Raw genomic sequence first — 17116 nt, 5'->3', positions numbered from 1 at the left:
CAAGTTTTGCTTACTGTGAAAACTGTATGCCAAAAGGTTGATGTTGCGAGTGTAGGGGGGCTAGTAACTTTATTGGGAAGCCTGCGCTGCGCTTTCGGTCTACACAAATAATGAATATTTAAAGGATCTGGATATGAAAAAATTAGCTCTCGCCGCAGTCATAGGTTCAGTGATTGCTGCAGCACCTGCGCAAGCGGCCGTTATGTGGGACTTTAATTACAATGATGCAGCTGGTGTAGGTTTCAATGATGCGGCACTGGGTACTGCTCGTCAGGGTGCGTTAGAGACCGCAGCCAATTATGTCAGTAGTTTTTTGACCAGCTATGACGCCACCATTGAAATGGATGTGGATGGGTCCATCGGCGGTGGTGGTTCAAGCACGTTAGCAGCAGCAGGCTCTAAGTTTAACGGCGCATCCTTTGCCCCTGGCTTTACTCAACAGGGCGATGTGATGACCAAAATATTGGGTGGAGCAGATCCTACACCTAGTTCTGGTCCTGATAGCGCTGATGGTGAAGTGACATGGAACTTCATCGACTTTGTCTGGGAGCTGGATAACGATTTTCAACTAGGTGAGTTCGATTTCTTTTCAACGGCTGTTCATGAGTTATTGCATGCAATAGGCTTTGCTTCTGAGATCACCGAAACGGGTAGCGACGGATATGGCACAAACCCCGGTGATGCTGGTGCATGGGCGCCGTTTGATGAGTTTTTAACCAGCTTCGATGGTACATCGATTATCAATCCTGCCGATAATTCGCTTCTACAAAGTACTTGGGATTTAGCGAGACTATCTGGCGATGGAAGTCAGCAGTCAGGTTGTGGTGCTGGTCTTCAGTTCACGGGTGCGAATGCTGTTGCAGCCAACGGTGGTAATACCGTTGAAATTTACTCCCCAACAACATGGGAAGGTGGCAGTTCAGGTTCTCATCTGGATGATAATTGTTATACAAACCCGGGTAATGTCAGTACTTATATGATGGAAGCTCAAACTATTGATGGTCTGGGTGTGCGTACGATCAGTGCATTGGAAGTAGGTATTATGCGCGATATTGGCTATACCAATTTTGGCGTTCAGGCTAATAATACGGTTCCAGAGCCAGGAACAATCTACCTGATGCTCGGTGCTTTGTTGGGATTGTTTGGTTTAAAGCGTCAGAATAGTAAAGTTGCTTAATTATCTCTTTTTGATAGCTTAAGATACAGTCTGAGCATATCTTGGGCTCGGCCATCAGGACGAGCCCATCTTCTGGAGACACCACATGCGACACTCTTCTGGATTGCATCCATCTATTATCTTTCCTATGTTATCCACTCTGATTTTTGCTACTTCTCCTCAAGTGCTCGCTAGTAAAATCCCAATCGGCCTTAACAGTAAACACGGCATCTTTGTGCAAGAGTTTTGGCAGGGTAATAGCCCGACTCTCTGTTTAACCAATCGATCTGAAAAAAATAAAACCGTGCGGGTATCCCGATGGCCCGCGAGACAGCTGCCGGCAGACCTTTTGATGCGGTGGCCGTTGCAAGCAGGTTCGGCGCAATGCCATAGTGTCAGTGGTTTGGAGGGGCCGCAATTACTTGAGTTTACACTCGCCAGTGGTCTTCGGCTGGGATTATTCAAAATTCAAAGGCCAGGGCTAATAGAAGAAAAACAGCCTGAAGGAGATGTGCCCCAGATAGGCACGCTGAAAGGAGAAATACCGCAAGCAGAACAATCGTCGGTTTTTTCTAGCTTCAAAGGCCCTAATGGAACCTGCTCAACATCCAATACCTGGATTGAGCAGTCAAATCTTTGGTTTAAAGCGGGTGAGCCAGCTTACGTAACGCTTTTAAGCGCTGGCATTGACGTTGATACCTTAATCGAGATGCCGATAGAGACGCGCTTAGATCTACCCCATTTGCAGATAAAATCTATGTCGTCAGACACCCTGGCGATCAACCGTATCGATAATCAATTCACTATCAAAAAAGGGGCGTTAGCTGCAGAGCCTGCTGTTCATCAAACTCGGTTGGAGCTTGATTTACCAAAGGTTATGCAACCAACCATGTTTGTGATTTCGGGTCGACAACGCACTCCTGATAACGGCTGGCAATGCTTTATCAGAGGCGTGATGGTCAAGCCCTGAATAAGGGCTCCCATATGCTACACTTTTTTTAAACTAACTCTTTTTTTCTGAGTTCCTTTGCTTAATCAAAATGGATCGGTGTTTGTTTTTTAGTATTGACGTGCAAAGTGAAAATGTCAGGTCGTGAATAATGACCGGCCACATCAAATGCTCGTTTGGAGGTGGCAACCCGTTCGCAATCAATATCGCAATATAAAATGCCTTCCTCTTTTCGCATTGGCCCGGCAACAATTTCTCCACCGGGCGCAATCACAACAGAATCACCCGGGTTAACCCACTCATCGTTATCCGGATAGAGTGTTGCCTTCTCTGGGAAATCGTCTGGGATATCGCTGGCCTTTAAAATATTGCCGCTACCGACGACCCAGCAGCATCCCTCGCGCGCAATATGCTGCAAGCTGCCTATCCAGCCGTCACCACTGTCATAGGTTGGCGCAATATAGATTTCAACACCTTGTGAGTACAGCGCATACCTGGCCAAAGGCATAAAGTTTTCCCAGCATAGGAGTGTGCCGATACGGCCACAGGGTGCATTAATTACTTTCAGGCCCGTGGCGTCTCCAAACCCCCAAACCATGCGTTCGGGGTTGGTTGGCATTAGCTTTCGATGTCGGTTTAATAGTTTGCCGTCAGGTCCGATAATAATAACGGTATTGTAAAGCGTCGCCCGGCTGAGTTGGCTTTCCCGTTCATCCATGCCACAGACGACCGTGACTTTACATTGTGCGGCGGCCTCATAGAGTGGATTTAAATCATCGCTTTCAAGGTTGACTGCATTGTGTAACAGACGCGAGTGTATCTCTGCAGATAAGCCAAAGTCACCTCCTGGCCTTAAGCGCCAGATCCAGGCAGGGTAGCCGGGAATAAAGGCTTCGGTAAAGATAACAAGTTGAGCACCCGCCGCAGCGGCTTCTTTAACAAAGCTTGCCGCGCTTGCTATGGTTTTTTCTTTATTAAGAAATACCGGTGCTTTTTGAATAATCGCTAAGGTAGTCATGATAAAACTCCTTTTGTAAGGTTTTTACTCGGCTATTAACTCACCAGAGCCTCCAGCTTCTTCAGGTAGGTCCTTCATTTTGGGTAAGCCATCATAAATATGCAGCGTCGCTTCTTGGTAGTGCACATGTATGTCTGGTTCGAAAGGGAAATCCGGGATTACGGCGGCATACACATCGGTTAATTCCATGCTTGGATGCTTAGAAAAAAGGTGGCCTCCGCAGACTTTGCACCAGCAGCGTTCGCTGTTGGCTGTTTTATTAAAGCTCGCTATATTATCTGAGCCTTGCGCCACGTTAACGCTTTTGGGATCCCACAATGTGAAGGCGTTGGCAGGGGCCGCAGCCCATGTTTTGCATGACTTACAATGACAATAGCCTTGTAAGGCTGGCTTACCGGTTACAGTGAATTGAACCGCACCACAAAAACAGCTGCCTTTATATACTGTTGAAGTACTCATGTTGAATTCTCCTTGGTTGGTGTAATGTGTAGTATCAGTAAAACAAATAAAGTGTGAATCTGTTAAGTACGGAAAGTGTTGTTTAAGCTACGAAAACTGTAGTGCGCCTTTTAAGCAGTCGGCTTTCATTGCCTGGAAAGGAGGTAACTATGAAAAGCTATGGCCAGTTTTGCCCCATCGCCAAAGCGTGCGAAGCATTGGGAGAGCGTTGGACCATACTTCTTATTCGTGAACTACTGTGTGGTAGCCGTCGTTATAATGATTTTAAACGTGGCCTGCCCTTAATCTCCCCCACGATGCTCTCGCAACGCCTGCATACTTTATTGGAACGTGGCTTAATCGAGCGTAAGCGATCCAATGATCAACGTAACTGGGAGTATCACCTCACGCAGGCAGGACATGAGCTTGAGCCCATAGTGATGGGGCTAGGGGAGTGGGGCGCACGCTGGGTTCGCAGTCAGATGTCGCAAGATGATCTGAGTGTTGAATTGTTAATGTGGGACATGCGCCGCACGATTAACAGCGAAGCTTTACCTGACGGACGCACGGTACTGCACTTTGAATTTAAAGACCTGGATGAAAAATACAAAAATTGGTGGATGCTGGCAGAAAATAACGATATCGATCTGTGCATTGACGATCCGGGTTTTGATGCAGACGTGATATTTATCAGTGACCTGAAAACAATGACGCAACTATGGCTTGGCGACACGACGCTGTCCAACGCACAGTCTGCGGGAAAACTGGATGTCAGAGGCGCTATAAGCCTAACCCATCATATTCCAGATTGGTTTGTATTTAGCGGCTTTGCAAATATTAAGAGCGGACTTAGTAAGGGCGACACCATCGATTGAATTATGCATGCTAAAAAACGCTCGCATAAAGGTTATTTTGGTAGAGGCGGTGAAGGCTCAGCAGGCGCCAGCTTCAAACCAGATTACGCTTAATGCGAAGGTTCCAGTTTTGTGAATAAACGCGCTTGTCTCCTTCATAAGCATCAAGCTCTGCATCCAGATAAAAATAAAGCTTATCGCAGTGCAGTAAGGTACGGGTGACTGTCTCTACCGCCCAGTCTCCTCGCCTGAATCCCCAGCGCCAGAGCGTCTTACCCTTGGCCGACTCAAAGTCATCACATTGATACGAGTACCACTCATTCGCCTCGCGTTTTACAATCAGGTCGATATCTTCCAGCCGGTAAGTACCATTGTCGTTAATGACCTCCAAAGTAGAAAAATCCTTGTCCAGCTCGCGGATCACTCGCCAGTCATGATGTCCCTCATGAAGTTGCTGCCTGGCACCGCTGACGGAAGCCTCTGGTTCAGGGAAAGAAATCATCTCTTTACGTGGCGTTCGGCTAGGCAGTATTAAGCGGCTGCAACCAGTGTAAACCTTGATCCGGGCCGACTCCCCTGAAGGCCAGGCCAGCGGGAAATAAGAGGAGGAAATGGCAATTCGGATCCGGTGGCCTTTGGGAAAGGTTTGCGCTACACCGTTAAGCTGCACTTTTACCCGATAGCGCTTGTCCGGTTGCAGCGGGGTCGGATTAGCATGGCTATCTCTATGGGTCAGGTTCAGCAGGCCATAAGTTACCCGTGAGCTCTTGTTGTCAGGATGCACATCCGATAGCCGCACAGAGATCATCGCCACGGGTTTGTTGGCCGATAATTCCAGCTCAATCACGGCTGCCCCCATGATTTCAAGTGGGCTGCCGAGAGGCTCGCTTGTGAAAACTAACGCGCCTCCTTCTTCCTCCCGCTGATCATGGGGAAGATCCGGGGTGGTACTATATGAACACCATTTGCCGGCAAACATACCGTTGCTCAAGGGTGACTGCAAGCACAACTCCTCCTCCGTAATCTCTGTGTCCTCGTTCTTCAGACGATATTTATCTAGCTTGAAGACAAGCGTCCCGATATTGGGTGATGGCCAAGACGGCTCACTGACCCAGCGACCATAGCGCTGATGGTAAAACGTCGATGGAGGCATACTGTTAAGCATCCATGCCCGCAGCATGGGCTCGTCCATAATGCCGGTCTCAATCCCCTTCAGCCATTTATCCCACCAGCGCAGACATTCCTGCAAAAAACCGATCGCCGGGCCGGGCACGCCAATATGTGGGTACTTATGACCCCAGGGGCCAATCAGTCCGAGCCTCGGCCCGGTCAAGTTGTCGAGGAGGCGAAAAACCGCATTGCTGTAGCCATCGGCCCACCCGCTGACCGCCATGACCGGAGTCTGTACTTTAGAAAAATCTTCGCAGATCGAGCCATGCTGCCAGTACTCGTCACGGTGCTGATGATTTAGCCAGGTATCAAGCCACAAGCCACTGCCTTTAAGGCGCTCAAACCACATGTCGCGCCACTTGTCACCGACAATGTGCGGATCCGGCGGAAGAGAGTTGTAGGCAAACATTGTCGAGGCCCAAGACAGGTTATCACCGAGGAGGCAGCCTCCCATATAGTGGACATCATCGGCATAGCGGTCATCGGTAGAGCAAACGCTGACGATAGCCTTAAGCTGTGGCGGTTGCATTGCTGCAATCTGAAGGCCGTTGAATCCCCCCCAGGAGATCCCATACATGCCGATATTTCCGTCGCACCACGGCTGTTTTTCCAGCCACTCAATAACCGTGACACCATCGTCGAGTTCCTGTTGCAGGTATTCGTCTGTTAGCACACCTTCCGAATCACCGCTGCCTCGTATATCCACACGGATACAAGCATAGCCGTGCCCGGCAAAATACGGATGCATGGTTTCGTCGCGCAATCTTACGCCGTCACGCTTACGGTAAGGAATATATTCAAAAATAGCCGGTACAGGGTTAGTTTCTGCGTCTTCTGGCATCCAGATACGGGCAGAAAGGCGAATGCCATCGGTCATCGGGATCCAGCAATGTTCGATATGTCGGATTTTGTATGTGGAGTGTTCAGCAATCGTCATATTTCCCCCTTCATCGATATCACACATGCCATTTACGGCAGCGGCACAAGTTCCAGCGGTAACGCCTGTTGCACATCCTGATATTTGTGCAACAGTTCCTGCTCGCTGTCGCCGCCGATAAACACTGTCGCGATTTCGTAGCTGTAACTGTCCTGATAATTAAGCTCAGACAGACGCATCCCTTCATGGACATGCAGCTGGATCTCAGTACCAGCGATACGCCGGGTAACGGCCTGCACCTCTTGTTCTGTTGGCACCCTGGTAACCTTTGCATCTGCATGCGTCCGCCACATGAACTTGGCCGAATATCGGTACAGGCCTTGACGGTGGGGAAATACAGGCTGTTTTCCCAAGGCCAGAGCCAGCATTACCAGATGATTGGGCATGCCATCGACGTTGCGGAATAATGGAGAATGCGACTTGGAAATACGGGTATTGATCTCCAGCAACCTGATATGGTGACTCTCCTTTTCCCAGTAATACTCAATATTGAACGGGCCGTTATCAAAGCCGATAGAGGTAAGAAAGCGCTCGGTGACAGCGACCATTTTGTCTTGAACAGGCTGCGGGATTGATGATGGATACTGATAGCGGGAGAAGCTGGAACCATGCTGGCCTTCGCGGATTGAGTCAATGGCTCCGTAGACACAAAGATTCCCATCAAAAACATAGCCTTCAAGCGTACATTGCTGGCCACGCGAGATGATCGCTTCGGCGATGCAGTGATAACCATCGATAGCGGCAACATTATCAGGCAGATCGGTAAATTGCAGCAAGTAGTTGAACGGCTTGGCAAAGCAGTAGATTTTTTTGCGGATCTCCGCAATCGCCATGTCGAGTTCACTATCATTACGCACCATAAATCCAAGGTGTGATAAAACCGCTTTCACCGGCTTAAGCCAGAAAGGATAATCGAGGGTGATCTGCTGCTGATAATCATCTTTAAATGGATTAACAGCACAAAAGTCGGGGATATATTCCGGGATCACTCGGCGCTGCTCCAACCTGCTCCAATATTTATGCTCGCATTTAAGCACCGCATCAAAGCTCGGAGAGGGCAGGCCAAAGGGGTGGCACAATAGAGGAAGCATGGTGCTAACCGGAAAGTCCAAATAGCCGACAATGGCATCTACGGAGCCGGGATACTTTCTCAGTCGCGCAACAGCACCTTCATACAAGGTTCTGACTGGGAACTCCTTGCCTGTTTTTACCTCATGGTATTGATAAAGCTCATGAAAGCAGTAGTCCTGAGCAGATTCAAGCGAACGTATCAGGGAAAGGTTGAATTCATCAGCACCAAAAACAAAAATATTTTTCACTGCACCTCCCCCTATTCTTGATATCTATCCCTTCATTACCATAAATAGCGGATCTTAACGATATATATGAGGATAATTGAGGTCGGGTTTTATCAGGGATAATTCAAAGCCGGCCTTACATTGAACATTAGCCTTACTGAGCTTGTTAGTTGTCAGTGTTCGTAAAAAATCATCGTAATTTACAAAGTGGGTGATCCATTTAAAACCAGGTACTTCATCCAGGGCTACGTCACAAACTTCGGTCAGCGCTATCCTGATTTCGGTTTCAATTTCCTTATCAGTTTTTTGATTTACTTCAGCGACTGCTTAATGTGTTCGAAATGGCCGGACCGGGATATCTGGCCGTCCAGGATTCCGGATATCGTTATTACTAACGATATCCGGATAGGCTGGTTAAAAGCTAAGTTGAAAAGCAGAGATCAGAACACCAGTCCGAAGACGATGTTACCGAGTAACATGAACAGGCCGAAAGATACGATAATAGCCAGGATGTTCAGCAGGAAGCCCGCACGCACCATATCGCGTAACTCCATCTGCTCGTAGGAGAAAACAATGGCGTTAGGCGGCGTCGCAACAGGCATCATAAATGCCATTGAGGCTGCCAGTGCTACCGGTATCGTCAGGATACGCGGATCGAGTCCGAAGCCGACAGCAACGGCGGCGAGTATCGGCAGAAAGGTGGCCGTAGATGCCGTATTGGAAGTGATTTCGGTTAGGTAGACGATCACTACTGTGACTAACAAGACCAGTAAAACCGTGCTGATATCGACACCAGCTACCGAATTACCAATCCATTCAGCCAACCCAGTAGATTTAAAACCGCTGGCCAGTGCTAAACCACCTCCGAACAGCAATAGGACACCCCAGGGAACATTACGTGCCGCTTCCCAGTCGAGTGCGAACTCTCCTTTGGTGCGTGAAATCGGTACCGCAAACAACACCATGGCGGCGAGTATCGCAATCATAGTGTCATCAAGCGGTAGCCCTGTTAAATCGACCAGAACACCGCGGAAAATCCACCCCAGTGCAGCACAGAGGAAAACGATACCGACCAGCTTCTCGCCTCTTGACATAATTCCCAGTGATGTTAGCTCACGGTCAACAACGCTACCGGGATCTTCAATGGCGATTTGGTGAGAGGGAAATAGCAGCTTTGTCAAAATCAACCAGGTGGTTGGCAGCATCAGTACGACCACCGGTACACCCAGTAGCATCCAGTTGAAGAACGTGATTTGAATGTTATAGGTGCTTTGCAGGAAGCTTGCCAACAGGGCATTAGAGGGCGTGCCGATAAGTGTGCCCACGCCACCGATCGAAGCGCTGTAGGCGATGGATAGCATCAGTGCGACACCAAAATTGCGAACTGCCTTTTTGTCTTCTGTTTGTTTGGAAATAAAATCAATCACCGATAAACCGACGGCGAACATCATGATAGTAGTGGCTGTGTTAGAGATCCACATCGACAAAAAGGCGGTTGCCAGCATAAAGCCGAGAATGATTCTGGAGGGCGAAGAGCCAATCCGGCTGACGATCTTAAGTGCGATACGGCGGTGCAAGCCCACATGTTGCATGGCTGCAGCCAGCAGGAAACCGCCCAGGAAAAGATAAATCAAGGGATCCGCATAGTTAGCGGCAACAGGCTTTATCTTATCGATGCTTAATAGCGGCATCAGGATAATGGGCAGCAGGGCCGTTGCCGGAATAGGTACTGCTTCGGTCAGCCACCACGTGACCATCCATACAGCCATCGCGACCAATCGCCAGGCTTCAAATGGCATACCTGCAGGGGCAGGCAGCAGCAGAATAATGATGGCCGCGATTGGCCCACCGATTAAGCCGGCCAGACGTAAACCGCTGACGGGAATAGCCGTCGGTACGCTGCGATCTTTATCGTCGGAGGCGCGCCGGTCATCCGGAGTTAGAAAATCCTTGTTATCGGAGTGGTGGTCTTTTTTGTCTGTCCTCATTGGTCTTTAGCCTCTTTGGGTGTTCAATCGATTTGAAAAAGTCCACCACGCTGCCGTCATCTACACCGGATTTAGGATATAGGAAGTATAAACAGGGTATAGTGCATATCACAAAATCTTATAAGGCAAGTGAGCATATGCCCAACTACTATCTTCATGCCTCTAATGCCAAGCAGGCACTAGAGGCGCTATCGAAGGGGCTTTCCTGCGTTCGTCTCTCCACTGATCTGAATCTTTCGCAGCAGGACTTCTCTCTTGATGACCAGGGGCTGAAGCTCGACGAAGTCAACCAGATCTCAGTCGATGAACTCAAATTTATTGCTAAGAAGACACAGAAGATCTTCCTCTGTCACGATGGGGAACTGGATACTCTGGAAGAGCGTCGTTCTGGCTACTATAAACTTGTTCCTACGGAAGGATCGCCACTGCTTGAAATAAGTGGCGTCAAGATGCACATTTCTAAAGGTACCGACCCCTTGTCAGCGCCTCCGAGATGGCACAGCAGGCGGTACGCAAGGGGGACCGGGTGCTGGATTGTTGCAGCGGATTGGGCTACGCGGCCATCGCGGCTCATCGTCTGGGCGCAAGGGAAGTGCTCAGCATCGAACTAAGCCCGCAGGTAATGTCGCTGCGCGCTCAGAACCCCTGGTCAAATGATTTAGGACAGGAGGGGATTACTCAGCTTCAGGGCAGTAGCTATGAGTTGATAGTCACAATGGCCGCAAGCTCCTTCGATTCGGTTATTCACGATCCACCGCGTTTTTCTCTTGCCGGGGAGCTTTACAGTGAGGAATTTTACAGCCAGATTTTTCGAGTACTTCGCCGTAACGGGCGGCTGTTTCACTACACCGGAAATCCGCATTTATTAAGGAAGGGAAGCAGCTTTGTCGATGGCGTAATCCGCCGGCTCAAGTCTGCTGGCTTCAAGAATGTAGAGAAAGTCGACCACCTCATGGGCGTTAGTGCACAAAAGTAGTCAGGGAATGCTGGCGGCTTTGAATTTTTAATTGCTTTTACAACAGGGCACCATTGTCACTCAGCAGCTTATAGATTGACTCGGCCATTTTACGGTAGCCTTCAGTATTGAAGTGTACATGGTCAGATTTTGACGACGGACTGCGTAGTAAACTACCAATCAAGGTTCCATCAAATACTAATTGGTAATCCTCAGCAAGCTCTTGGAAAAGCGGCGCCGAATCTGAGAATAAACGCTTTTGCGGTACACCGATAAGTACAACCGGTATATCTCTGCTTTGTGCAAGTTCGATCATCTTTCTGAGATTGGATTTGATGGAAAGCTCGCTTTTGTTCTGCAAAATATCATTGCCACCCTCGATAAGGATTATTAGATCGGGGGACGTGCGATCTAGCTCAAGCGGTAGTCTTTTTAAGCCGCTTTCTGTGGTCTCACCAGAAATACCGGCATTAATAACATTTAACCCGCTAAGCTCAGAAAGCACGGCTGGGTAGCTATGAGTTTCGGCGGTGCCTACTCCAAAAGTAAGGCTGTCGCCAAAGGCCAGAATAGTGCCGCCATATTTAATAGGCTCTAGCTTTGGCTCACTGCAACCACTGAGTAACAGGGTGATGAGTGCAACAGCGATAGCTTGAAGAAGCCTTATGTGAAGAAACGGTATGTGAAGAACTTTGTTTGATTTAATCATACCATTCAGTGTAGACGATACCTTTGGACTTCCCAGGTTTCTTCAGAATCAAAACGCACATACTGCTGGCTATCCTTACATTGAATATTAGCCGCACTGAGTTTGTTAGTTATCAGTGTTCGTAAAAAGTCATCGTGATGTGTACTCAGGGCGCTGGCCAAATCACTTTTTGTAGCAAAGACACAAACAACGATAAGAGAACCCGGAAAAGCATCGTAATTTACAAAGTGGGTGATCCATTTAAAACCAGGTACTTCATCCAGGGCCAGGTCACAAACTTCGGTCAGCGCTATCCTGATCGCGTTTTCAATTTTCTTATCGGTCTTTTTCATTGACTTCAGCGACTGCTTAATGTGTTCGAAATGGCTGGATCGGTATATCTACCCGTCCAAGATTCCGGATATCGTTATTACTAACGATATCCGGATAGGCAGGTTTGAAGGTGGGCTTAGAACTTCAGACCGAACACGATCTCACCGAGCAACATAAACAGGCCGAAGGATACGATAATAGCCAAGATGTTCAGCAGGAAACCCGCACGTACCATATCGCGTAACTCCATCTGTTCGTAGGAGAAAACAATGGCATTAGGTGGCGTGGCAACCGGCATCATAAAGGCCATTGAAGCGGCCAGCGCTACCGGTATCGTAAGGATACGCGGATCGAGTCCGAAGCCGACAGCAACGGCGGCGAGTATCGGCAAAAAGGTGGCTGTAGACGCTGTATTAGAAGTGATTTCGGTTAGATAGACGATCACTACAATGACTAACAGCACCAATAAGACCGTGCTGATATCGATACCAGCAACAGAGCTACCGATCCATTCAGCCAAACCTGTGGATTTAAAGCCGCTGGCCAGTGCTAAACCGCCTCCAAACAACAATAACACGCCCCAGGGAACGTTGCGTGCCGCTTCCCAGTCGAGTGCGAATTCTCCTCTTGCGCGTGAAATCGGTACCGCAAACAACACCATGGCGGCGAGTAGCGCAATGATGGTGTCATTAAGCGGTAAACCGGTTAACTTGACCAATAAACCACGGAAAATCCACCCCAGTGCAGCACAGAGGAAAACGATACCGACCAGCTTCTCGCCTCTTGACATAATTCCCAGTGATTTTAGCTCACGCTCGACAACGCTACCGGGATCTTCAATGGCGATTTGGTGAGAGGGAAATAGCAGCTTCGTCAAAAGCAGCCAAGTGGCTGGCAACATGATAACGACCACCGGCACGCCGAGCAGCATCCAGTTAAAGAAAGTAATTTCGATGTTGTAGGTGCTTTGTAGAAAACTTGCCAGCAGGGCATTAGGGGGGGTACCGATGAGCGTGCCCACACCACCGATCGAAGCGCTATAGGCGATGGAAAGCATCAGCGCCACACCAAAATTGCGGACTACTTTTTTGTCTTCTGTTTGTTTGGAAATAAAATCTATAACCGATAAACCAACCGCAAACATCATGATGGTGGTGGCGGTGTTAGAGATCCACATCGACAAAAAGGCGGTCGCCAGCATAAAGCCGAGAATGATCCTGGAGGGTGATGAGCCAATACGGCTAACGATCTTTAGTGCGATACGTCGGTGTAAACCCACATGTTGCATGGCCGCGGCCAACAGAAAGCCACCCAGGAACAGGTAAATCAAGGGATGAGCATAGTTAGCGGCAACAGGCTTTATCTTATCGATGCTTAATAGCGGCATCAGGATCATTGGCAGCAAGGCCGTTGCCGGAATAGGTACTGCTTCGGTCAGCCACCATCCGACCATCCATACGGCCATGGCAACCAAACGCCACGCCTCTAATGGCATGCCTTCAGGTGCAGGCAGCAGCAGAATAATGATGGCCGCTACTGGCCCACCGATTAAGCCGATCAGGCGTAAACCACGGACGGGAGCAAGCGTCGTTTCAGGGCGATCCTTATAGTCTGGATCACGCCGGTCGCCCGGTTCGAGAAAATCCGCATCATGGGAGTGGAGGTCTTTTTTGTCATTATTCATGGCTTCTACCTTATTAAAAGAACCGCTTATGGACATGCGCAATGAAAAATAAATCTGCTTGTTCTGTTGATTGATACCAGGCTTAGAAAATCAGAGCATGTCACATGACATACCAGATATTCTTTATTTTGATTAATTACTGCATAAATTACCAATTGAATCTATTAGGCCATTGTTATTTTTTATGTCTTATTGGGTTAAGGTAGCAACTGATCGAGTGAACGAGTATTCATCATGAGTGAGATTGCCTGTAGCCATTGTGCCAGAAGCTTTTCAGAAGAGTTGGGTTATTGCCCGCACTGTAAAACGCCAACAGTCGCGCAGAAAGAGCAGAACATTATCGCAGCACAAAAAAAGTTTATACGCTATTTTATAGCCTTGGTTGTGTTCTGCATTATCATGATCTTGTGGTTGCCGCGTTGATCACAATTGCCCGGTGATATTGCTCGGTACTGTTGCCCGATAGTATCAGAAGAAAGCACGGCATAGCATCTGACTATTGAGTAATTTCCGATTAACTCTCAATGAAAAAGAAACTGATGAAGAGATAAGCAAAGTAACCCAGCAATAACACCCCGCCTTCTATTCGGCTTAGCCTGCGGTCTGTAAATAAGAACAGGAAAATCAGGAACGCTGCCCCAAGCATTACCCATTGGTCAAACTCCAGCACCCGGCCTTTAATAGAGATGGGCTGCATTATTGCAGAAACGCCGAGTATACCTAACAGGTTAAAAATATTGCTTCCAAGGATATTCCCCACGGCTACGTCAGCGTGCCGCCGCAGAGCCGCGATGACAGAGATCGTTAGTTCAGGAAGAGATGTGCCGACGGCTACCAATGTCAGCCCAATAACAGCCTGTGAAACACCTAAGCCATTTGCAATACCCACTGCGCCTTTGAGTAAAACCTGAGACCCGGCAATCAGCAAAGCAAGCCCCCCAATAACGGCAATAGCAGACCATAAAGCAGATTCTGGTACCTTTTCTATTTCCGTGGCTTCAGCCGCATGTACCGCACCCGAAGGTGTGGATTTATCCTTTTCCGTCCAATAAGCCCATATTAAATAGCTAAAAAGGGCAGCGATAAAGATTATCCCATCGACTATGGATAGGGCGCGTCCAGCAGCGAGCAAGACAAATAGCAGGCTGGCAGCAATGACCACCACAGCGTCACGGCGAAGCGACAAAGGCGAAACAGCCAAAGGAGTAATCAAGGCACAGACACCCAGAATCAAAAGAATATTGGCAATATTGCTACCGACAACATTTCCGATAGCAATATCGGGCTGCCCGTTGATAGCTGCATCAACAGAAACGACAAGTTCAGGCATTGATGTACCAAATCCAACGATCAGCAACCCTGATAGCAAAGGAGAAATCCCCAGTCGCTTAGCGATAGTCAACGACCCTCGAATCAATACTTCACCGCCAGCGGTTAATAGCCCGATCCCGAGAAGTAAATAAAGAAGATTTAACATGGTTTAACAAAGCCCTGAATAAATAATTATTGGCTACTTGCAGATAGTATGTGGCAGGTTTAGTCCAGAGTATGGTCTTGATTTTGATTATTGCTAACTTGATTATTGATATGTTTAACCAGCCAGTAAGCTACACCCAGTGCAAGGGTAACAAAACCAAGACCTACTATCTGTTCTGAAGTGACCAGTTTAAGGTCTAATACAATAACCTTTCGGGCAATCGCCATCAGCGCTGTTGCAATAACTAACTCTACCGGAAAGGTATTGCTGCCAAGATATAGCCGGATGTTGATGAAGATTTCGATACCTATCAGTACAACCAAAAAAGCCGCGAAAGTTTCAAGTATGTCGTTGATATCAAGGAGAAAAAAGGGTGGAGAGGCTAGCTTGTTGTAGAGAACAAGTACAACATCGGCAATACTCCAAAAAATTACAAATACCATCAAAACAGCCAGTAATTTTATTCCAACCCGAATGGCACGGTGTAATGCTTTTATCAGAGGATCAGAATGATCCTCTGATATCTCTTCATGCTTCATAAATACTCCAGGAAAATGATGTAAAATCAGTAGCAAGATCATCATCCATCGTGATCTTGCTCTCCATTAGATGGGAACTATTGGAGAATGGCAAGGACTTGAATGTGGCACTGATCAGTTTATATGGTAGCTAAGAATAGAGTGACGCAAATCTCATTGTTTGCGCAGTTCAGCACTTCGGCGCAGGTATCTCAGCCCTTGGAGATGTAAAAGATGAAAGAAAGCCTCGAACTATTATCCCGCGCTATTCACGAGTGGATGCCGAAAAACAGGCCTGTCTCGCAGGCGCCTGCCGCTGCTGAGTTGGAAAAAATTCTGGATATCTCGTTAGGAGAAGAGGGTTGTGATCAGGAAGCTCTGGAAGAAGCGATAAAAGCGTATCTGCATTACAATCCCGATGTATCGCAAGTCGATTTTTTTAAGTTGCTCTACTCAGGCCAAAACAAACATGCGTTGCTGGGCGACTGGATTACCAGCCTGAGCAACGCCACTATGCATACCTATCAAGTAGGGCCGGTTGCGACCTTGATGGAGCTGGAGCTGATTCGCCAATGGAATAAGTTGGTGGGTTTTGATGATGCTGAGAATCAAGGCGAAGGTGTGATGGTGGCGGGTGGTAGTCAGGCGAACCTGATCGGCATGATGCTGGCGCGTCACCATGTCTGCCCGGATTACAAAACGAAGGGCGCCGGCGGGCGCACACTGGTCGCTTATGTTTCTGATCAGGCGCATTACTCAGCGCAAAAAGCGGCTAACGTATTGGGAATCGGGACAGATAACCTGGTTGCTGTGGCCAGCGATAATGAGGGCAGGATCTGCGCTGTCGCGTTACAAAAAGAGATTGCTAAAAGCCTTAAGCAGGGTCATCTGCCTTTCTATATTGGCTTAACGGCAGGGACAACAGTCACTGGTGCTTATGATCCGGTAGCGGTTTGCAGCAAGATTGCCCGTGCGCACAATATCTGGCTACATATCGATGCTGCCTGGGGTGGGCCGATTCTCTTTTCAGAACAGCATCGGCACTTGTTAGCCGATAGCCATCTGGCGGATTCTTTTACCTGGGATGCGCACAAGCTGATGAACGTGCCGATTACGGCAGCGGTTATCCTGGTTAAACATGCAGGTGCTTTAAACGCCTGTTGTTCTGGCGGAGGGGGGGAGTACCTGTTTCATGCCGATGAAAATGCAGCCTACAACTTAGGCGAGCGCTCGATTCAATGTGGTCGTCGTGCTGATGCCTTAAAGGTGTGGTTGAGTTGGAAAGCGATAGGTAACCAAGGGTTTGCCGCTAAGATTGATCATCTGCAATCCATCAAAACGGATTGTGTAGAGATGATAGAGCAGAGTGATTCGCTAGAAATGTTAGCACCTGCTGTGTACCTTAATGTGCTGTTTCGTTATCGCCCGGAGCATATGACGGATGAGCAGGCTATTCGTCAACTGAACATAGATATTTGTAAGACGATGATGCGTAACGGTGGCCCGTATGTGGATTATGCGCAGTACAAAGGGTGTTCAGGTATTCGTTTAATCTTAGCGAATGGTGAAGTGACGCGTCAGCATATATCCTTGTTGCTGGATCAGTGTGAGTTAATTGGCAGAGAGCTGGTCGCCGATCAACTTAACAGCTGA

The 17116-nt window shown here is 48.3% G+C and carries 16 protein-coding genes; 6 read left to right on the top strand and 10 right to left on the bottom strand.

Annotated features, from left to right (window positions below; all coding sequences use genetic code 11):
• The first annotated feature begins 133 nt into the window (after positions 1 to 133).
• Both BM099_RS16680 and BM099_RS16675 read left to right on the top strand, forming a co-directional pair.
• Positions 134 to 1177: a PEP-CTERM sorting domain-containing protein gene (locus BM099_RS16680; RefSeq protein ID WP_090729594.1), complete on the top strand. Its 1044-nt coding sequence runs from the start codon at positions 134 to 136 to the stop codon at positions 1175 to 1177.
• A gap of 85 nt (positions 1178 to 1262) precedes the next feature.
• The gene (locus BM099_RS16675; RefSeq protein WP_090729593.1) at positions 1263 to 2126 is read left to right on the top strand and encodes a hypothetical protein; all 864 of its coding nucleotides are present in this window, start codon (positions 1263 to 1265) and stop codon (positions 2124 to 2126) included.
• Positions 2127 to 2187: 61 nt separating this feature from the next.
• Here the strand turns inward: BM099_RS16675 and BM099_RS16670 are convergent, their stop codons facing one another.
• Both BM099_RS16670 and BM099_RS16665 read right to left on the bottom strand, forming a co-directional pair.
• Complete coding sequence (locus BM099_RS16670; RefSeq protein WP_090729591.1) at positions 2188 to 3123, bottom strand: carbon-nitrogen hydrolase family protein; 936 nt, start codon at positions 3121 to 3123, stop codon at positions 2188 to 2190.
• Between the two features lie 24 nt (positions 3124 to 3147).
• Positions 3148 to 3582 (bottom strand): GFA family protein, encoded by a 435-nt coding sequence (locus BM099_RS16665; protein WP_090729589.1) that lies wholly within the window; start codon positions 3580 to 3582, stop codon positions 3148 to 3150.
• 149 nt (positions 3583 to 3731) lie between these two features.
• Between BM099_RS16665 and BM099_RS16660 the strand changes: the two genes are divergently transcribed.
• Complete coding sequence (locus tag BM099_RS16660) at positions 3732 to 4436, top strand: winged helix-turn-helix transcriptional regulator (protein WP_090729588.1); 705 nt, start codon at positions 3732 to 3734, stop codon at positions 4434 to 4436.
• A 73-nt stretch (positions 4437 to 4509) separates the two neighbouring features.
• Here BM099_RS16660 and BM099_RS16655 read toward each other — a convergent pair whose 3' ends face one another.
• The 3 genes from BM099_RS16655 to BM099_RS16645 form a co-directional block, all read right to left on the bottom strand.
• Positions 4510 to 6522 carry a CocE/NonD family hydrolase gene (locus BM099_RS16655; protein WP_090729586.1) on the bottom strand — a complete coding sequence of 671 codons (2013 nt, stop codon included), beginning with the start codon at positions 6520 to 6522 and terminating at the stop codon, positions 4510 to 4512.
• Between the two features lie 32 nt (positions 6523 to 6554).
• The gene (locus tag BM099_RS16650; RefSeq protein WP_090729584.1) at positions 6555 to 7841 is read right to left on the bottom strand and encodes an ATP-grasp domain-containing protein; all 1287 of its coding nucleotides are present in this window, start codon (positions 7839 to 7841) and stop codon (positions 6555 to 6557) included.
• A gap of 419 nt (positions 7842 to 8260) precedes the next feature.
• On the bottom strand, positions 8261 to 9808 hold the full coding sequence (locus tag BM099_RS16645) for an SLC13 family permease (RefSeq protein ID WP_090729582.1): 1548 nt from the start codon (positions 9806 to 9808) through the stop codon (positions 8261 to 8263).
• A gap of 493 nt (positions 9809 to 10301) precedes the next feature.
• Here BM099_RS16645 and BM099_RS20585 point away from each other — a divergent pair, with 493 nt between their 5' ends.
• Positions 10302 to 10784: an RsmD family RNA methyltransferase gene (locus BM099_RS20585; protein WP_198064220.1), complete on the top strand. Its 483-nt coding sequence runs from the start codon at positions 10302 to 10304 to the stop codon at positions 10782 to 10784.
• A 37-nt stretch (positions 10785 to 10821) separates the two neighbouring features.
• Here BM099_RS20585 and BM099_RS16635 read toward each other — a convergent pair whose 3' ends face one another.
• The 3 genes from BM099_RS16635 to BM099_RS16625 all read right to left on the bottom strand — a co-directional run bounded on the left by BM099_RS16635 (position 10822) and on the right by BM099_RS16625 (position 13468).
• Positions 10822 to 11472, bottom strand: coding sequence for a GDSL-type esterase/lipase family protein (locus tag BM099_RS16635; RefSeq protein ID WP_090729580.1), 651 nt, complete (start codon positions 11470 to 11472; stop codon positions 10822 to 10824).
• Positions 11473 to 11477: 5 nt separating this feature from the next.
• Complete coding sequence (locus BM099_RS16630) at positions 11478 to 11804, bottom strand: hypothetical protein (protein ID WP_090729578.1); 327 nt, start codon at positions 11802 to 11804, stop codon at positions 11478 to 11480.
• Positions 11805 to 11920: 116 nt separating this feature from the next.
• Complete coding sequence (locus BM099_RS16625) at positions 11921 to 13468, bottom strand: SLC13 family permease (protein WP_090729575.1); 1548 nt, start codon at positions 13466 to 13468, stop codon at positions 11921 to 11923.
• Positions 13469 to 13702: 234 nt separating this feature from the next.
• On the opposite strand from BM099_RS16625, the gene BM099_RS16620 reads away from it, so the two are divergent.
• Complete coding sequence (locus tag BM099_RS16620; protein ID WP_090729573.1) at positions 13703 to 13891, top strand: hypothetical protein; 189 nt, start codon at positions 13703 to 13705, stop codon at positions 13889 to 13891.
• A gap of 91 nt (positions 13892 to 13982) precedes the next feature.
• Here the strand turns inward: BM099_RS16620 and BM099_RS16615 are convergent, their stop codons facing one another.
• Together BM099_RS16615 and BM099_RS16610 are read right to left on the bottom strand one after the other, a co-directional pair.
• Positions 13983 to 14945 (bottom strand): calcium/sodium antiporter, encoded by a 963-nt coding sequence (locus tag BM099_RS16615; RefSeq protein ID WP_090729571.1) that lies wholly within the window; start codon positions 14943 to 14945, stop codon positions 13983 to 13985.
• Between the two features lie 59 nt (positions 14946 to 15004).
• Positions 15005 to 15484: a phosphate-starvation-inducible PsiE family protein gene (locus tag BM099_RS16610; RefSeq protein ID WP_090729703.1), complete on the bottom strand. Its 480-nt coding sequence runs from the start codon at positions 15482 to 15484 to the stop codon at positions 15005 to 15007.
• 213 nt (positions 15485 to 15697) lie between these two features.
• On the opposite strand from BM099_RS16610, the gene BM099_RS16605 reads away from it, so the two are divergent.
• Entirely contained in the window at positions 15698 to 17116 is a 1419-nt protein-coding gene (locus tag BM099_RS16605; protein WP_090729569.1) for a pyridoxal phosphate-dependent decarboxylase family protein, read from the top strand.

Source organism: Neptunomonas qingdaonensis, from assembly GCF_900113275.1.
Taxonomy (GTDB): Bacteria; Pseudomonadota; Gammaproteobacteria; order Pseudomonadales; family Balneatricaceae; genus Neptunomonas; species Neptunomonas qingdaonensis.
The sequence above is the reverse complement of the archived record's forward strand: the minus strand, read 5'-3'. Positions and strand labels throughout refer to the sequence as shown.